The 17,293-nt window shown below is 48.1% G+C and carries 18 protein-coding genes; 5 read left to right on the forward strand and 13 right to left on the reverse strand.

Annotated elements, in window-relative coordinates; translation table 11 throughout:
• Positions 1–138: 138 nt before the first annotated feature.
• A complete protein-coding gene (locus HP570_RS07640; protein WP_173625353.1) occupies positions 139–966 on the forward strand; it encodes a M55 family metallopeptidase in 828 nt (275 codons plus the stop codon).
• 68 nt (positions 967–1,034) lie between these two features.
• Here the strand turns inward: HP570_RS07640 and HP570_RS07645 are convergent, their stop codons facing one another.
• From HP570_RS07645 to HP570_RS07675, 7 genes are all read right to left on the reverse strand, one after another.
• Positions 1,035–1,649 (reverse strand): hypothetical protein, encoded by a 615-nt coding sequence (locus HP570_RS07645; protein ID WP_173605933.1) that lies wholly within the window; start codon positions 1,647–1,649, stop codon positions 1,035–1,037.
• 207 nt (positions 1,650–1,856) lie between these two features.
• The gene (locus HP570_RS07650; protein WP_012685372.1) at positions 1,857–2,057 is read right to left on the reverse strand and encodes a cold-shock protein; all 201 of its coding nucleotides are present in this window, start codon (positions 2,055–2,057) and stop codon (positions 1,857–1,859) included.
• 106 nt (positions 2,058–2,163) lie between these two features.
• Complete coding sequence (locus HP570_RS07655; RefSeq protein ID WP_173625354.1) at positions 2,164–2,928, reverse strand: DUF4179 domain-containing protein; 765 nt, start codon at positions 2,926–2,928, stop codon at positions 2,164–2,166.
• Positions 2,907–3,494 carry a sigma-70 family RNA polymerase sigma factor gene (locus HP570_RS07660; RefSeq protein ID WP_173625355.1) on the reverse strand — a complete coding sequence of 196 codons (588 nt, stop codon included), beginning with the start codon at positions 3,492–3,494 and terminating at the stop codon, positions 2,907–2,909. Before HP570_RS07660 ends, HP570_RS07655 begins: the two co-directional genes overlap by 22 nt.
• Positions 3,495–3,639: 145 nt before the next feature.
• On the reverse strand, positions 3,640–4,938 hold the full coding sequence (locus HP570_RS07665) for a nucleotide sugar dehydrogenase (protein ID WP_173625356.1): 1,299 nt from the start codon (positions 4,936–4,938) through the stop codon (positions 3,640–3,642).
• Between the two features lie 281 nt (positions 4,939–5,219).
• On the reverse strand, positions 5,220–5,630 hold the full coding sequence (locus tag HP570_RS07670) for a DUF350 domain-containing protein (RefSeq protein ID WP_007728502.1): 411 nt from the start codon (positions 5,628–5,630) through the stop codon (positions 5,220–5,222).
• A gap of 17 nt (positions 5,631–5,647) precedes the next feature.
• Entirely contained in the window at positions 5,648–8,005 is a 2,358-nt protein-coding gene (locus HP570_RS07675) for an endonuclease MutS2 (RefSeq protein ID WP_064200969.1), read from the reverse strand.
• A 245-nt stretch (positions 8,006–8,250) separates the two neighbouring features.
• On the opposite strand from HP570_RS07675, the gene HP570_RS07680 reads away from it, so the two are divergent.
• A complete protein-coding gene (locus HP570_RS07680) occupies positions 8,251–8,625 on the forward strand; it encodes a phage holin family protein (protein ID WP_041749319.1) in 375 nt (124 codons plus the stop codon).
• 95 nt (positions 8,626–8,720) lie between these two features.
• On the opposite strand, the gene zapA is transcribed toward HP570_RS07680, so the two are convergent.
• The 3 genes from zapA to pheS form a co-directional block, all read right to left on the reverse strand.
• Positions 8,721–8,996 carry a cell division protein ZapA gene (gene zapA, locus HP570_RS07685; RefSeq protein ID WP_007728510.1) on the reverse strand — a complete coding sequence of 92 codons (276 nt, stop codon included), beginning with the start codon at positions 8,994–8,996 and terminating at the stop codon, positions 8,721–8,723.
• An 82-nt stretch (positions 8,997–9,078) separates the two neighbouring features.
• Complete coding sequence (gene pheT / locus HP570_RS07690; RefSeq protein WP_173625357.1) at positions 9,079–11,502, reverse strand: phenylalanine--tRNA ligase subunit beta; 2,424 nt, start codon at positions 11,500–11,502, stop codon at positions 9,079–9,081.
• A 15-nt stretch (positions 11,503–11,517) separates the two neighbouring features.
• Entirely contained in the window at positions 11,518–12,552 is a 1,035-nt protein-coding gene (pheS, locus tag HP570_RS07695) for a phenylalanine--tRNA ligase subunit alpha (RefSeq protein WP_087345341.1), read from the reverse strand.
• Positions 12,553–13,010: 458 nt separating this feature from the next.
• Here pheS and HP570_RS07700 point away from each other — a divergent pair, with 458 nt between their 5' ends.
• Both HP570_RS07700 and HP570_RS07705 read left to right on the forward strand, forming a co-directional pair.
• Complete coding sequence (locus HP570_RS07700; protein ID WP_012685363.1) at positions 13,011–13,730, forward strand: DUF2225 domain-containing protein; 720 nt, start codon at positions 13,011–13,013, stop codon at positions 13,728–13,730.
• An 87-nt stretch (positions 13,731–13,817) separates the two neighbouring features.
• Complete coding sequence (locus tag HP570_RS07705; protein ID WP_173625358.1) at positions 13,818–14,168, forward strand: hypothetical protein; 351 nt, start codon at positions 13,818–13,820, stop codon at positions 14,166–14,168.
• A 67-nt stretch (positions 14,169–14,235) separates the two neighbouring features.
• Here the strand turns inward: HP570_RS07705 and HP570_RS07710 are convergent, their stop codons facing one another.
• Both HP570_RS07710 and HP570_RS07715 read right to left on the reverse strand, forming a co-directional pair.
• Positions 14,236–15,051 (reverse strand): TrmH family RNA methyltransferase, encoded by an 816-nt coding sequence (locus HP570_RS07710; RefSeq protein ID WP_173625359.1) that lies wholly within the window; start codon positions 15,049–15,051, stop codon positions 14,236–14,238.
• A 4-nt stretch (positions 15,052–15,055) separates the two neighbouring features.
• A complete protein-coding gene (locus tag HP570_RS07715; RefSeq protein WP_007728524.1) occupies positions 15,056–15,709 on the reverse strand; it encodes a potassium channel family protein in 654 nt (217 codons plus the stop codon).
• Positions 15,710–15,879: 170 nt separating this feature from the next.
• Here HP570_RS07715 and sspI point away from each other — a divergent pair, with 170 nt between their 5' ends.
• A complete protein-coding gene (sspI, locus tag HP570_RS07720) occupies positions 15,880–16,116 on the forward strand; it encodes a small acid-soluble spore protein SspI (RefSeq protein WP_012685360.1) in 237 nt (78 codons plus the stop codon).
• Between the two features lie 42 nt (positions 16,117–16,158).
• Here the strand turns inward: sspI and HP570_RS07725 are convergent, their stop codons facing one another.
• Complete coding sequence (locus tag HP570_RS07725; RefSeq protein ID WP_173625360.1) at positions 16,159–17,289, reverse strand: GerAB/ArcD/ProY family transporter; 1,131 nt, start codon at positions 17,287–17,289, stop codon at positions 16,159–16,161.
• Positions 17,290–17,293: the final 4 nt, after the last annotated feature.

Below are 17,293 nucleotides of genomic sequence, written 5' to 3' on the forward strand. Positions count from 1 at the left end.
GCGGGCATCGTGCTTTTTTTATATGATTTATTTGAAGAATCTGTTTTTATAGTTGCCTACTCATGATCAATCTGGTTACATATGAATTGGAACTATTTTGTATAGCAAGCTGCACCAGACAGAAAGGGTGAAAATGAGATGAAACTATTTCTATCGGTAGACATGGAAGGTATTTCAGGCATTGTAGATACGAGCTATATTAACCCGAATTCGGGGGTTAACTATCAGCGTGGACGCCAATTTATGACAGATGATGCCAATGCGGTTATTGAAGCTGCACTTGAGTCTGGCGTAACGGAAATTGTCGTAGCAGACAGCCACAACACGATGAACAACATTCTCTGGGAAAAGCTCCATCCGAAAGCAAGACTGTTGGCAGGTTCTCCACGCGATTCATCCATGATGCAGGGTATCGATGAGAGCTTTGATGCAGCGATGTTTATCGGCTATCATACTCGCCAAGGGATTCCTGGTGTGCTCAGCCATACGATGTCCGGTGTGGTTCACAATATGTATATCAACGGACAAGTCGTGGGTGAGTTCGGCTTTAACGCCGCGATCGCGGGTATGCATAACGTTCCTGTTGTCATGGTGTCTGGTGATAATCTCATCGCCGTCGAAGCACAGGAACTGATTCCAGGCATCCAAACAGCGATCGTGAAGGAAGCGGTATCCCGCACAGCTGCTATCTGTCTCTCGCGCGAAGAAGCGACCGCTGAACTGAAACGCAAGACAGCCAATGCCTTGCGCAACCGGAACAACATCCAGCCATTCCGTACAGCTGTACCTGTAGAGCTGGCGATGGAATTCTCACACGCAGGACAAGCCGAGATGGCCGCAATTGTCCCGGGCACGCGTTATGAAACAGCAACAAACACAGTTTATTACAATGCAGCCAATCCGCAGGATATGTACAAAACAATGCGCGCTATGCTGAACCTGGCATCCGGTGCTGAATTTTTTTAAAAAGAATAAAGGAAGGAACGGAAGGGCTGAAATCAGTTCTTCCGTTCTCCATTTTGGCGGTAGATTATTCAAGCTCGCCTATTCTTCCGTTTCCGCGCTACTTGTGGCCGGAAGCCTCTTTTTCCCTTTCTTGCTATTGCTTTTCCCTTCGCTTTCTCCTTCTGTCTGTTGTTCATTCCTCGATTGGATGCCCGAGAGCCTGGCCCGCCTCCAACAGCGTGCTGTTGCTTCGTGTTGGAGCTTTCAATCGCAGCATTCGTACCACCTGTACTGTACGTGCCACCCCCACCTGCAACTTGTGTGGCGGAAGCATTTCTAAGACGTCTTGCCAGCTTGACTACTTGATCGTTTATCACCACAATGGCTTCTTTTCCATTTTTCTTTTTGCCCTTATGATGACCATGATACTCCGATTGCTTGCCGGCCATTCCCCGATTTCGCGCAATTCCACCAGCTCCCACGCTCTGTTGTTGCAGTGTGTTCGATGAATCGATGGCGGCATCATTACCGGCAGCACCGCTTCGTCCTGCTCCACTGGCAATTTGGGTGGTGTTTGGGGCATTCGTAAACTGCGTATTGAGTACGACAACCACTCTACTGGTTTCACGCAAAAATGTCTTCACGACCATTCGCTTTTTACCCTTTTGGTAAATGACTGTCAGTTTATCCTTCCGACGGGACATGTGCAGTTCATTCCTTTACATGAGACTACTACATGTAAATGCGAAAGACGGACAAAGCGTGTTGGACAAATGATGTGGATTTGCAAAAAATATACTATTGTTCGTATTCCGAAGCGTAGACTGGAAATTCACTTCTTTCCTCCACTGTAGTTACTACCCAAATAAAAAAGCAGACCCACCATGTGAGTCTGCTTGTCGTTTCAGCTTTTATAATTTCCGAACGTTCGTCGCTTGAGGACCGCGTTGACCGTTTTCTACGTCAAACTCCACCTCTTGCCCTTCGTCCAAGGATTTGTACCCTTCGCCTTGAATAGCGGAGAAGTGAACAAATACGTCATCTCCACCATCACGCTCGATAAAACCGAAACCTTTTTCACTGTTAAACCACTTTACTCTTCCACGTTCCATTTTTGCCTCCTAGCATGTAACCCTTACATGACATTTGAAATATTGTCTTACCTCGGTTACTATTGCCATTTACGAGGCTTATTATACATGACCGAATTTTTTTCTCCTACTTCGCAGCCTCTGTTGCTTCTTTGGCTTTGCTCTGGTCCACAATAAATTGTCCCTTCCAGTTGCCCTTTGTTTTACCGATCCGGTTCACATCGATATTTAAAGTGAGTGGCTGTGGTAGCTTGAATTCACGCGAGGTGAAGGCAAGAACGCCCTCTGGCTTGTTATGATCGGCTATTCCCACGTCTAATTCCTTACCGGACTCGTCTGTTAAGTAGAAAGGCAAATAACCTTCTTTGCTGGCCCCGAAAAAGCTTAGGAAACTTGTACCTTCCAAGCCTTTATCCTGGTACACGGGATTGCCATTTTCTTCGCCTACCACATCTAAACCTGTCGTATTGAATTCGAAAGGCACCAGTTCTCCATTTTGTTGTTCAATGCGATAGTGCAGCAGAACCTTGCTATCTTCCGCATACACTTCCGTAAAATGAATCGTAATCCCCTGATCGGTAATTTTTTGATCGATCGGAATGGACAACCCTTTTGCCGCTGCTTGCTTAACCTCTTCACCCACCAAACCGTTCAAGTCTTTTGGATTGTCTGCAAAATAAGAGGTTCCATTTAAAGCCGCATATACTCCAGTCGGCAGTATAATAGCAGCAACTAATCCCATCATAAGTAATTTTTTCTTCATCGATACAGTCTCCTTTTTTTTGTGATAGCGATGAAAGGACTGCCTGATGCGCTGATCGAGTTCATCAGGGATCGTGGTTTCGTCCATTTGTTTGGTGAGTGACTGTTTTATGATTTTTTCGATAGACATGTTTGGAGTGCCTCCTCATTCCATTCGACGTCAATCCACTCGCGGATTCGCTTTAATGCTAGATGATTTCTCGATTTTGCTGTCCCCACAGGTATTTGCAGCAATTCGGCAATCTGATCGTACGTATAATCGTAGTAATACCGATAAATCACGACGATCCGCAGCTTGAACGGCAGCTTTTGGATTGCTTGCTGCATCTCTGTGGCAGACTCCATCGCAAGCATTGGCTCATCCGGTGTTTCGACATGTTGCTCTTCTTCCAAGCTCTGTTTTCGTTCTAACAGACGGAATCTTCTCCAAATCTGTCTACGCCAGTTATTCACCTGTCTAATGACAATCCCATTCACCCAGAAAAGAAACGGACGCTTGCGATCATAGGCAGGCAGTGATCTCCATAGCTGATAGTAAATTTCGCTTACAATATCATGAACATCTTCTTTATTCGTGACCATGGCTGCTACGGTACCGTAAATTTTTGTCCGCGTCATGCTGTAGATCACCTCAAAAGCTTCTTGATCTCCTTCACGCAAACGGTCCAGCCACAGTTCTAACATTTGATCATTCATCGGAGGGCCCCCTGAAATTGTATACACCATGTATTGGCTCTCTCGTTCAATATGGTTCACTACTTTATGAAAAAAACCTCTCCAAACGCTTTTACGTGCGTTTAGAGAGGTTTTGGCATTCAAGTCAGTGGAACTTGTTCAAGAATTAAATGCGCACCACTGTCGCCTTGCTGACAAGGTCACGCGGGATGCGGTTCTTTGTATCGAAGAGGATCGGTGCGTCAGCCATCTTTTCAGCAACCTGTGCCCAATCTGCCTCAGCAAATTCCGTTTGTACAGCTGTCAGGATCAACGCATCTGCTCCATTCACTGCTTTGTCCAGGCTGTCAACCTTGTGATCATACACAGTCGGAACAGCCGGATCGTAGGAACGAACGTCTACTCCTTTTGCCATGAGCACCTTGATCAGGTCGTGGACAGGGCTTACGCGGTCGTCATTGGAAAAGTCCTTCATCGCCATTCCCAACACAGCTACACGGCTTCCTGCCAATGTCTTGCCATTCTTCTTCAAAGCTTGCTCGAGCATGCCGATCAACACTTCAGGTACCGCATCATTCGTGTTGCGAGCCAATTGCAGAATCGGCAGGTTTACTTCCAATTCACGTGCTTTAGGCTGCAAGTAGTACAACGCATTCGGCAAGCAGAAGCCGCCTACACCCGGTCCTGGCGATAACAGGTTTACACGTGTGTGCGTATTAGCAACCTTGATCAGCTCGAACGTATCGATGCCAAATGCCTCAGAGAAACGAGCGAATTCCTGCACCATCGCAATGTTCACATCACGCTGGATGTTCTCGATGACTTTTGCTGTCTCGACTACGCGGATATCCGTAATCGTAATGTCGGTCTCGCTGATGAAGGACAACAACTCTTTACCTTTTTCAGCGCTTTGTTCATTGATGCCACCCAAAACGAGCGGCATATGGATGAACTCTTCAAAAGCACGCCCTTCTGCAATTCGCTCCGAGCAGTATGTCAGGTAGAAATCGACACCCGCAACAAGGCCGCTTGTTTCCTCCAAAATCGGCAGAATCACATCTTCTGTCGTTCCTGGTACGACGGTACTGCGGATCATGATCGTATCGCCTTTTTTCAGTACACGACCGAGCGACTGTGCACAGCTTTTCAGCGGTCCGAGATCAGGATCGCCGTTATGAACAGGCAACCCAACTGTTACAATATAGTTATGGACTTCCGCAGCAGCTTCCTCGTAGGAGGACGTTGCACGGAAACGTTTTGCTTCAATCTGCTCTTTGAGGATCTCTGGCAACGTTTTTCCCTGATAGGACTCAAGGTGATGGGAATGTGCCGCATTGATCTCATCGACGACATGCGGTAAGACGTCAATACCGATGACGTTTGCTCCTTTCATGGCATAGGTAAGCGCCAACGGCAAGCCTACAAACCCCAATCCCACAACAGCTACGCGTACAGGTTGAGTCATTGCGTATCTCCTCTTTCACATTCTCCAAGTAAGGTCCGTATGACTGTAGAAGTCACGCGGCCAACTTGCGTATATTTTTAGGACAGGTAGTAAACACCTGCAGCGACAAAAAGCACACACAATCCGATGAGGACCTTGTACAACGTTTCCAAGGCTGTTCCTCCCCCATACAATCTTGGCTTGTCCTCTTTTTCGTAAAAAGGACGTTGATTGGGCAGAATAGTTTGGTACTCTTTCGCCAAATCAAATTATACTCTCGTTTGAAATATCGTTCAACCCGTCTAACGAGGCAAGGATGCCCCTATGATATACGAAAAACCGATGGACAGGACCATCGCAATAAAGCCAATGGCCCTGTTATCCTTCGCAATTTCCTGATCAACATTAAACGTTGGGGTCATGAATTCAAAAATGAAGTACGCAGACAGCAACAGGAAAAATCCGAATGTCGCCCAAATCAACGCTTCGCCCAAAGACAAATGCGCCTGAATGGAATAACGGAAAATGTTCGCGATCCCAAAAATTTTCCCGCCTGTTGCCATTGCTACTGCCATGTTCCCACGCTTCAATTCTTCCCAAACACGATATCGCGTCACCAGTTCAAAAATGGCTAAGAATAAAACCATCGCCAGTCCAGACACTGTAAAATAAGCTGCAGTTGCAAAATATGGATTGTGTAGAAGGCTTTCCATATGTCCCTCCCGACCTCTTATTTCAATTCGGCAATGGTAGCACCTACGCCGCCTTCTCCTTGACCGCCCAAGCGGAAGGATTTTACATTACGATGACTCCGCAAATACTCGTGCACGCCTTTGCGCAGTACTCCTGTCCCGTGTCCGTGAATAATAGACACCGAGTGCAAGCCTGCCAGCAGTGCATCATCTAAAAACTGATCGATTTCCCGAATGCTGTCCTCGACGTTGTAGCCGCGCAAGTCGAGATCCATCTTGATATTGTCACTGCGACGTTTCACAGAGGTATACGGAGCCGCTTGCGGTTTTTGCTGGATGGAGTTTTGTACATGCATATCATCGCGCTTTACTTTCATTTTCATGATCCCGATCTGCACGAGGAACTCTTCATTGTTTACCTTTTCCAGCACGGTTCCTTTTTGTCCGAAGCTCGTCACCATTACCTCGTCGCCCACCTTGATCTGCGTGGCGCGAACTGCTTTTGCCGGCTTCTTCACCTTTTCCTTCTCCAGCTCAAGCACGGCATTGCCCAAGCGCTTCTTCGCATCGATGAGACGATGCTCCTTGATTTCCATGCCTTCTGCCATCATTTCGCGCAGCTCGCGAATGATCGTTTCTGCTTCTTCTTTTGCGAGTTGGACGGCAATTCGCGCTTCGTCTTCTGCTCGCTCCATTCGTTTGTTTTTCTCTTCAGCAAATTGGGCGCGCTCTTCCTCGAGCTGTCTACGCAGTTCTTCCGCTTCCTGGCGGGCTGCCTTTGCTGCCAACCTGTCTGCTTCCGCCGACTTGCGATTACGCTCCAACGAAGCAATCATGCTCTCGACCTGATTGTCTTCCTCACTGATCGAGCCACGCGCTACATCAATGATGTGTTCCGGCAATCCCAAGCGTCTTGCGATGGCAAACGCGTTGGATCTGCCAGGCACCCCGATGAGCAAGCGATAAGTAGGACGCAACGTCTGTACGTCAAATTCTACGCTGGCGTTGATGACTTCGGGTCTATCGTAGGCATACGCCTTCAGTTCACTGTAGTGAGTCGTTGCAACCAATCTCGCACCGGAATCAATCACATGGTCGATGATGGACATGGCCAAAGCAGCACCCTCTGTTGGGTCTGTTCCTGCGCCTAGCTCGTCAAACAACACCAAGCTCTTGTCATCCATTTTCGCTAAGATTTGAATAATATTGGTCATATGGCTCGAGAATGTAGACAGGCTCTGCTCGATGGATTGCTCATCCCCGATATCGGCAAAAATGGAGGAGAATACAGTCATCTCGCTCTCTTCCTCCGCCGGAATATGCAAGCCCGCCATCGTCATCAAGGACAGCAGTCCGATTGTTTTGAGGGAAACGGTTTTCCCCCCTGTATTCGGACCCGTCACAACAATCGCCTGATACTCTCCACCTAGCTCCACATCTACTGGAACGACAACTTCACGTGGAATGAGTGGATGACGCGCTTTTCGCATGTTCACGTATCCGCGATCATTGATGCGTGGACAAATCGCCTTCATGCTCCAGGCAAGCTGCGCCTTGGCAAACATAAAATCGAGCTCTGTCAGTGCTTCTGTATTCTCGACCAAAGCCTCTACCGCAAAGGATACTTGCTCCGTCAACACATACAGAATGCGCTCCACTTCACGCTCCTCGCGCAGACGAAGCTCGCGAAGCTTATTGTTCATCTCGACGATCACTTCCGGTTCAATAAAGAGCGTCGCTCCGGATGCCGACTGATCGTGAACAATTCCACCAAATACCGAACGATACTCCTGCTTCACTGGAATGACGAAACGATCTCCACGAATCGTAACGATGTTTTCCATCAGCATTTTTTGGTACGTAGACGAGCGTGTCATTTGATCGAGCTTTTCGCGAATGCGCGACTCGAGCTGTCTAATCTCCTGACGCACCTGACGCAATTCAAGACTCGCACTGTCCAAAATATCGCCGTTTTCATCAACACAGCGGCGAATTTCGGTTTCCAACTCGCGCAGGCCCTCAATACGTTCTGCCTGCTGTTGCAATAATGGCAGCTCGTGATCGTCACACATATCGAGCAAAAACGTCTTGAGCCTGCGTCCGGCCATAACGGTGCTGGCGATATCCAGCAATTCCATCGGGGCGAGCATGGCGTTCAATCTGGCACGCTGTACGGGGCCGCGGATATCGCGAATGCCTCCGAGCGGTACGCTGCCTTTTAAGCGTAACACGGTTGCTGCTTGTTCAGTCCCTTGCTGAGCAGTAATGACTTCATCCAAGCGTAAAAAAGGAATCAGCTCTGATGCTTTTTCTTTTCCATATGTGCAAGATGCCTTGTCAATCAACAGGGCGACTATTTTATCGTATTCTAACGTCTTTAAAACCCGTTGTTCCACTGTGCTCCTCCTTCTTTATCCAGCGGCGACCGTTGTACCGTGCGGGCGGGAGCGACGGTCTGTACCGGCAATCATTACGATATCTCCCCATTATAGCATGGCAGCGGAGCTTAGAAAACTTGGGCAACGGATAGCTTCGGACAGGCACCACTAGCGAAGGATAATTTTACACGTTTTCGTTTGGCATAGTTCAGCTCCTTGCGTGAGAGAATGAAAGGTGAAACAACCCTAAAGGAGGAGTACACTTGACGATCATGCGCCATATCGTCCGCTTTATCGTCGCTGCCGTAGTCCTGATGTTTGTCGGCTTTCTGGTCCCCGGCTTTTCAGTTAGCAGTTTTTGGACAGCTCTGCTCGCGGCCGTTGTCATCGCACTGATTGGCTGGGCCGTAGAAGCCATCTTCGGAGAACGAATTTCGCCGTACAATCGGGGTATTATCGGCTTCTTGGTCAGTGCCGTCGTGATTTATCTCACACAGTTCATCGTCTCTGGCTTCCGCGTAACGATTCTTGGAGCGCTCCTGGCTTCCTTGGTGATTGGGATCATCGACTTGTTTATCCCGATCAAAACCCATATGGATTTGCGCAATGGAGATGCCGGGAACAAGCAGGAGACATAGGAAAAATGCAACAAAGAGCCATCCCATCAAAGACGGGGTGGCTCTTCTCCTTTTACCCACAACGTGAAAAGAGAGGCATTTCGCCCCTCTTTTCCTTAATCTATCGGTTTAGCCTTTGCCTCTTCCTGAATGATTTTCAGCAGTTCTTCGTACTCCTGACGTAAGCGGAAGTATTCATCCGCGATATTGACTGCAGAAAGTACGGCAATTTTGGCAGTATCCAGTCGATGGTTGCCGTTTGCGATTTCGTTCATCTTGTCATCAACGAAACCGGCCACCATGCGTATGTGATTGACACTTGCCTTGCCGCTGAGCCGGTATTGTTGGCCAAAGATGTCCACCGTCAAACGATTTTTCCCATCACCTTGCACGAGAGGTACCTCCCTACTGCGACCTTTGCTCTACATTATCCTTTTTTAGGTTACTGAAAATGTCAGAGTTCGTCAAGCTGTGTTACATGCGCAGTTCAGCACCTGTGTTGTTTTTCAAGGCTTCGATGACAGCAGTAGTCACTTGTTGAATCTCTTCGTCCTGCAAGGTACGCTCTGCGTGACGGAATACGAGGGCAAATGCCATGCTCTTCTTATCCTGGGCAATACGCTCACCCATGTATACATCGAACAGGGTTACGGACTCAAGCAGCTCTCCTGCCGCTTCACGAATCGTTGCTTCCAATGCACCAGCAGCTACACTGCGATCGACAACGAGAGCCAAGTCACGCGTTACCGCAGGGGACTTCGGCAGCTGATTGTAATGTCCAACCTCGGTAGCTACATCAATCAAAACAGCTACATCCAACTGGAATACGTACGTTTCGGACAGATCATACGCTTTTTCTGTGCCCGGATGAACTTGCCCCAGATAGCCCAGACGTTTTTCTCCTACCCATACCTCTGCTGTACGTCCTGGGTGCATACCTGCGATGTCCTGGACTGCTTTGTACTCGGTAGCTTGGATGCCCAACCGAGCGAAGAGTGATTCCACAATCCCTTTGGTTTGGAAGAAATCAACAGGCTGCTTGGCGCCCATCCAGTTTTGTGTGAGCAGTTGTCCAGTCAATGCACCCGCTACATACAGACGCTCTTCCGGAAGCTGGGTGAGTGTTTCTTCTTTTGTCAAGAACACACGGCCCAATTCGAAAATCGCAACATCGTGGTTTTGGCGGTTTTTATTGTAAGCGACTGTTTCCAAGAGGCTAGGAATCAAGCTCGTGCGCAGAACGCTATGGTCTTCACTCATTGGCATCATGAGCGCAACAGGGTTTACTTTTTCCTGATGCAGACCCGCTACTGCCTCAACACGATCTGGATGAACCAGTGCATAGGAAATTGCTTCATTCATACCAGTACCGATCAGGTGATGACGGATCGTACGGCGCAATTGCTGTTCTTTTGTCAGCTGTCCCTGTGTGGTCGAACCAGAAGGCAAGCTGGTCGGAATGTTGTCGTAGCCGTACAGACGTGCAACCTCTTCCACCAAATCCTCTGGCAGCGTAATGTCGCCACGTCTCGTTGGAACAGTTACCGTCCATTTCTCGCCCGCTACTTCATACGGGAATTGCAGACGCTCGAAAATCGGCGATACATCAGAAGCAGACATGTCGGTTCCGAGATGCTGATTGATTTTTGCAAGCGTAACGGAAACAACAGCAGGCGCAGCTTCGCTTACAACAGCAGAGCTGATTCCTTTGGATACGGTTGCCCCAGACAATTGCTGAATTAGCGCAGCGGCGCGCTCACCAGCTTCTTGTACACGTGCTTGATCAACGCCTTTTTCCCAACGTACGCAGCCTTCTGTACGCATGCCGAGCATACGAGCTGTGCGACGCACTGTTTTTGGCGTGAACCAAGCTGCTTCGAGAATGATTTCACTCGTCTCACCAGTAATTTCGGAGTTCGCTCCGCCCATTACACCAGCGATCGCCAAGCCTTTGGTCTGGTCGGCAATCAGCAAGGTTTGTGCATCCAGCGCGCGCTCTTGATCGTCCAATGTCACAAGCTTTTCGCCCTCGTTTGCCAGTCGAACGACAATAGAGCGATCAGCTACCTGTGTCGCATCGAAAGCATGCAGCGGCTGACCGTACTCGAGCAGGACGTAGTTCGTTACGTCTACCACGTTATTGATTGGACGAATTCCTGCTGCCATCAGGCGATTTTTCATCCATTGCGGAGATGTCGCGATTTTGGCGTTGGTGAAGTGACGACCGTGGTATTGATAGCATTCATTTGTCGCATCGATCTTAACTTGGATCGGGTTGTCGCCACCGTTTTCGGTCAGCTCGATTTGCGGGAATACCACTTCTTTGCCCAAGATAGCAGCAACCTCGTAAGCAACCCCCAACATGCTCAAGCAATCCGAACGGTTCGGGGTCAATCCCAATTCCAGCACGTAGTCATCCAAGCCGAGGTACGAAACAGCATCCATTCCGATCTCCGCATCCGCTGGCAGGACCATAATGCCTTCTTGCTGATCTTTTGCCAAAAGCTTGTCGTTTAAGCCCAATTCTTTTGCAGAGCAAATCATTCCTTGGGATTCTACACCGCGTAGCTTGGAACGCTTGATGTTAAGACCACCTGGGAGCTTCGCACCGATCAGGGCAACGAGAACTTTTTGTCCCTTGTCTACGTTCGCTGCACCACAAACGATTTGCAGGTCTTCTCCTTGTCCTGCATCAACCACACATACGTTGAGACGGTCTGCATCTGGGTGCTTGCTGCGTTCTTTTACATAACCGATCACAACACCGGATACACCTTCGTTGCGCGATTCAACTGCGTCTACTTCAATCCCGCTGCGAGTCAGCTTTTCAGCCAGCTCCTGGGGCGTCGTTCCACTCAGATCGACGTATTCAGATAACCATTGGTACGATACCTTCATCTTTACCTCTCCTCTCTAGCCTCGATTGAACTGACGCAGGAAACGAACGTCGTTGGTATAAAAATGGCGGATGTCCTCTACCGCGTATTTGAGCATCGCAATTCGTTCCACACCCATACCGAATGCAAAGCCGCTGACTTCCTCAGGGTTGTAGCCAGCCATTTCCAGTACGCGCGGGTGTACCATACCAGCACCCAAAATCTCGATCCAGCCGGTTTGCTTACATACACGGCAACCGTGACCGCCGCAGTTGAAGCATTGCAGGTCTACTTCTACGGAAGGCTCCGTGAACGGGAAGAAGCTTGGGCGCAGACGAATTTGCTGATTTTCCCCGAACATTTGACGGGCAAACGTCAAGAGGGTACCTTTCAAGTCACTCATCCCGATTTTTTTATCAATCACAAGACCCTCGATCTGCGTGAATTGGTGGGAATGTGTCGCATCGTCATCATCACGGCGATACACTTTACCCGGACAGATCATTTTGAGCGGGGTCTTGCCTTCTTTTTTCAACATTGTACGTGCTTGCACAGGGGATGTCTGCGTACGGAGCAGCAGCTCTTCTGTGACGTAAAACGTATCTTGCATATCGCGTGCCGGGTGATCCTTCGGCAGGTTCAGCATCTCGAAGTTGAAGTGGTCCATTTCAACCTCAGGACCTTCTGCCACCTCGAAGCCTAGGCCAATGAAGATGTCCTCGATCTCTTCAATGATCCGAGAAAGCGGATGCATGGTGCCTGCTGGTACTGGGCGTCCTGGCAGTGTCACATCGATCGTTTGAGAAGAAAGCTTGGCAAAGAGAGCCGCTTCTTCAAATGCTTTTTGTTTACCGGAGAACGCTGCCTCCAGCGCTTCCCTTACTTCATTCACCAGCTGACCGACAACTGGACGCTCTTCTGGGGACAGGCTGCCCATGCCGCGCAGCAGTTCTGTCAACTCGCCCTTTTTCCCCAGGTATTTGACGCGCAAATCCTGAAGTTGTGCGGCTTCTGTCACTTGGCTGATTTGGCCCAGTGCGGACTCTTTCATTTCTTGCAACCGAGTTTGCACTTCGAATCGCTCCTTTATTTCTGTTTTGGAAAAAGAAAAACCCGCCCCTCAAAAAGGGACGAGTTACTTTTTTCTCGCGGTACCACCCTTGTTAGACAATTCGCTTCCACCCTGTGACAAATCCATGACAATATCACTAGTGGAAAGAGACATTTGTCTCACTTCAGATCATTGGTAACGGGTATGACCCGGCTGCTCCTACTGCGCGAAAAGCGGTTCAGAGTGCGGCTTTGGAGTGAATTCGGCAGCTATCATGTTAAAGATGCTCGCAGTCTGTGGCATCTTCTCCCTGGAAAAACAGATAGGTCCTGCGTACTAGTCTCCGTCATCGCTTTACGTTATAATTGTGACGTAAGGAAAATTATAGCGTAACAAGAGAGAACTTTCAATTCTACAAATGTTACATATCCAGATTGTGTTTTCATGTGTATGTTACCCATTCGAAAGGGGATTTTGACATGATAGATAATGTTTCCGCCCTTTACGATAAGACAAGCAGCTGCCGCCATTGCCAAGCGACCTTTTCGACCAAAAGGATCAGAAGCGGCACGTTGACGATGGTCAACCGCGACAGCGATTTTTATACCACTTTTAAAGAACAATCTTTAAATCCCATTTTATATACCGTCAATGTCTGCCCTGAATGCGGCTTTGCTTTTACGGATCAATTCCGGGACAAGCTCGCCCCCTGGCAAAAGCAGATTGTGGATGAACAAATCTCCTCGAAATGGAAGCCAAAAGATTTTGGCAAGGTTCGACACGTACCAGAAGCCATTGTCAGCTACAAGCTCGCTATTTATGCAGCTGAAATAACAGATCAGCCCCATTCCGTAAAAGCGGGTCTGTATTTGCGCCTTGCATGGCTTTATCGATACCAAAAAAATGTCACGGAAGAAATGCGCTTTATCGATATGGCCGTGGAAGAATATGAACAATCGTATATTCATTCCGATTATACACGCGGTGACAAAGAAATGACCGAAGTCCGCTTGCTGTACTTGATTGGTGAGCTCTATCGCAGACTCGAAAAGTTTGACTTAGCCATTAAATATTTCGGCAAGGCACTCGCCTTTCGCAACCATACCATTGAGAGCGGCATTATCCGGATGGCGCAGGATCAATGGCAACTCGCGCGTGAAGAGTTTAAAGAGAAGAAGAACGAGCAAAAGATCGGCTAGACATGCCGATCTTTTTTTATATGCAAAAATTGAAAAAATATGGTAAAATAGTATATTTTATCTATATAATACAAAAGAGTGATTCTTGTGAAAAAGTGGAATCTTATCGCGTCAAGTCTGCTGGCAATCCCATTGCTTTTGGCAGGACAAGCTGGTGCAAGTGCTGCCGAGGTTTCGAACAAGCCTTCGCAGGCAGTGGTTGCCATGTCAAGCGTTACAGAAGTCAACGTTAATCTGGACATTTATCAAAACCCTATTTATGACAGACTCCCAACCAACAACCATACGAGTGTTATCTCATACGAGTCGACAAGGGGTGGGATTAGCATCGATTCCCAAGGCCGAGTGATTGCATCGTCTCCAGGCTACTACAAGGTTGATGTCTATTACGGTGGTACGCAAGTGTATATCTTCCATTTTAATGTAGGTCCCATGTAATCCTTTTCGGTGGATCACACAAACAAAGCCGATCATCCTTATTCTTCTCGGATGTCGGCTTTCCCTATTATCTTCTTTTGCGCTGTGCCTCATAGACAAATATTCCTGCCGCAACCGCTGCATTCAGCGACTCCGCTCCGCCGTAAAGCGGAATGTGGACGAATTGATCAGCTTTGGCAAACATCTCTTTGGAGACACCTCTTCCTTCATTGCCAATGACCAGTGCCGTCAGACCCGCATAATCAGCCTCGTCATAGGAAACACTGTTTTGCTCCAACGAACAAATGAGAACTCTCCCTCCCTTTGCCTTCCATTCATCAGCCGTGTCAACTAACGATTGCGTAAAGACCGGGATGCGGAACAGTGCCCCCATTGTTGCCCGTACCACTTTTCCATTGTAAATATCGACACTGCCACTCCCCAGTACAACACCATCGATTGCAGCCGCTTCTGCTGTACGCAAAATCGTGCCGAGGTTGCCCGGGTCTTGTATTTCGTCCAAAAAGAGGAGCAGTAAGCTTCCTTGTTCCTCTCTCTTCTGATCCACCCATTTTGCCCAATCTGCTGCTGTTTTTTTCACTTCGGCCACAATTCCTTGCGGTGACTTCGTTTCGGACAGCTTCGCCAGCACTGTCTCTGACGCAGCAATGACCTGAACAGCTTCCGGATGATTAGCCAAAGCACGCTGACAAGCAGGGTCCATGTCACGCTGCTGATCGTAAATCACCGTGACTACCTCCGCCCCACTTTTTAGCGCCTCTTCTACCAGATGCGCCCCTTCTACGAGAAAACGCTGCTGCTCTTCTCGTCCTTTCCGTGATAGCAACTGGTGCAATCGCTTTACCAGAGGGTTTTGTACTGAAGTAATGATATCATTTGTCATAAACCTATGCCCGCTCCTCAAATTCGCGTAAGTCTTTGTTGTTCCCGATCACCACAAGCACGTCGCCGTATTGGATGACTTCATCCGGGCTAGGAGCGATATTGAATTTATCTCCGCTTTTGATGGCAATCACGTTGACCTCGTATTTTTTCCGAATATCCAGTTGGCGCAAGTTTTGACCGACCAGCTTGGACGACACGACTACCTCCGCTACGCTGTAGTCCTCTGCCAGCTCAATAAAGTCAAGTACGTTCGAAGAGATCAGATTGTGGGCGACCCGAACCCCCATGTCACGCTCAGGGAATACGACACGGTCAGCTCCCACCTTGTACAGTACCTGTCCATGACGCTCATTCTGTGCTTTTGCCACGATCTTTTTAACACCCAAGTCTTTCAGCGTCAACACCGTCAGGATACTCGCCTGAATATCGACCCCAATGGCCACGACAACTACGTCAAAATTGCGGATGCCGATTTCCTTCAAGGCGCGTTCATCCGTAGAATCAGCTGCTACCGCGTGCGTTACATACTGAATATTTTCGTTAATGCGCTCCTCGTTCTCATCTATACCCATCACTTCATAATCCATCTCGTACAGCGTTCTCGCCACGCTAGAACCAAAACGTCCCATCCCGATAATGGCAAATTGCTTGGACATGTTAATCTTCCCCTTTACGGAACTTACCAATAACAAGCATTATAGCACAACCAAAACATCCCCCACAAAACGGTCATGAACGTTTTGTACGAAAAGCATGGTATGACAAATCAGCGTTTACAAATACTATTTCTTGAATTCATTCTCACAAGAGAGGTGCAAGCGCGGTCATGAATATTGCCTCACTCAATTTACGTCAAGCGATCATGTACAAAATGCAAGGCTCAGATCCAAACGAAGTGGAAGAGACCATCAGTGATGCTATCTCAAGCGGTCAGGAGAAGACACTGCCGGGGTTAGGCGTTTTGTTTGAAGTTCTGTGGCAAAACAGTGATGCTTCCTCACGTCAATCCATGATTACGACTATCGCGGAACACTTGCCTGAGCAAGCCGAAAAGCCAATCTAACCATTTCTTCTTCGAACAGACATGCTACAAAGGGAGGGGCTCCTATGTCCCTCCCTTTTCATTGTTCACTTCTCGACCTTTGTTGAACTGATTGCGTATGAATTGAGTGATTGCCAGCAAGATAGGGATAATGATGGTGATCAAATATCCTACATTGGTCAAATGCTGTGTATAAGAAAACAGCTCCACTATATTTTGCGGCACTAACGTTAGGAAAAAAAGAGGCACCATGATCACAATCGCGGTGATTTGCTGAAAACGAATGCCTTTGTGAAAAAAGCGCCGCAATGAAAAAATCGTCGCGTAAAGCATATTCCCGATTGTTGTAAATACGGAAGCAACCCAAATCGCAAGAAAGGCGGACTCAAAACGCTCCAAAAACCAGCCGGTTTTCTGCGTTACCTTGACCAGTTCAAGTGTAGGCCACACCAGCCTCTGCAATTCTTCATAGCCAAATACAGTAATGCCTGCGACAACTGTAATCACATAAACGACAAGAGCAAAGCTCATACCTGTCATGCTAGCCACCCCTAGCCTTGCCCCGGGAATAGCGAAGGCAAAGTAAACCATTAACAACTCATACCCAGTGTAGAGCGTATACGTATTCAGCCCCGTTTTCATGACGTTTGTCCATGACTCGAATCGGAATGGCAATAAATTGTACCAATCTGCGTTCATGAAGGAGACGAGCGGAATCAAGAGAGACGGCAAAAGGAGGAAAGGAATCAACAGCTCATTTACCCTTGCCACAACTTCAATCTCATGACAACAAAGAAACACGACCAACAATAGCAGCGTGATGATAATTACTTCCAGTGGTGTTTGCTGCAATACGGAGGTCACGACGACTTCCCCGAACAATCTGGCTGTGATTCCCGCATTAAGGAACTGATAGAGTATGAAAAGAAATATACACAGGGTACCGATGGCAACACCAAATATTTTCGGCATAAATTCCACAAAGGTAAGGCCAGGAAACTGGTTGCCTAAATAAACGATAGCCGCCACAGCCACGAGTGCTATGAAAGCACCTGCAATAGGGCCTATCCACCCCATTTGATGAAGAAGTTCGGTTGCCGTTCTCGGGATGATGAGGATACCCACCCCGATCATCGAACTGACCATAATGCTTGTCAGTTGCCAGGTACCAAAATTCCGTTTCTGATTCTCCACAGTG

This window comes from Brevibacillus sp. RS1.1 (genome assembly GCF_013284365.1).
GTDB classification, from domain to species: Bacteria; Bacillota; Bacilli; order Brevibacillales; family Brevibacillaceae; genus Brevibacillus; species Brevibacillus brevis_D.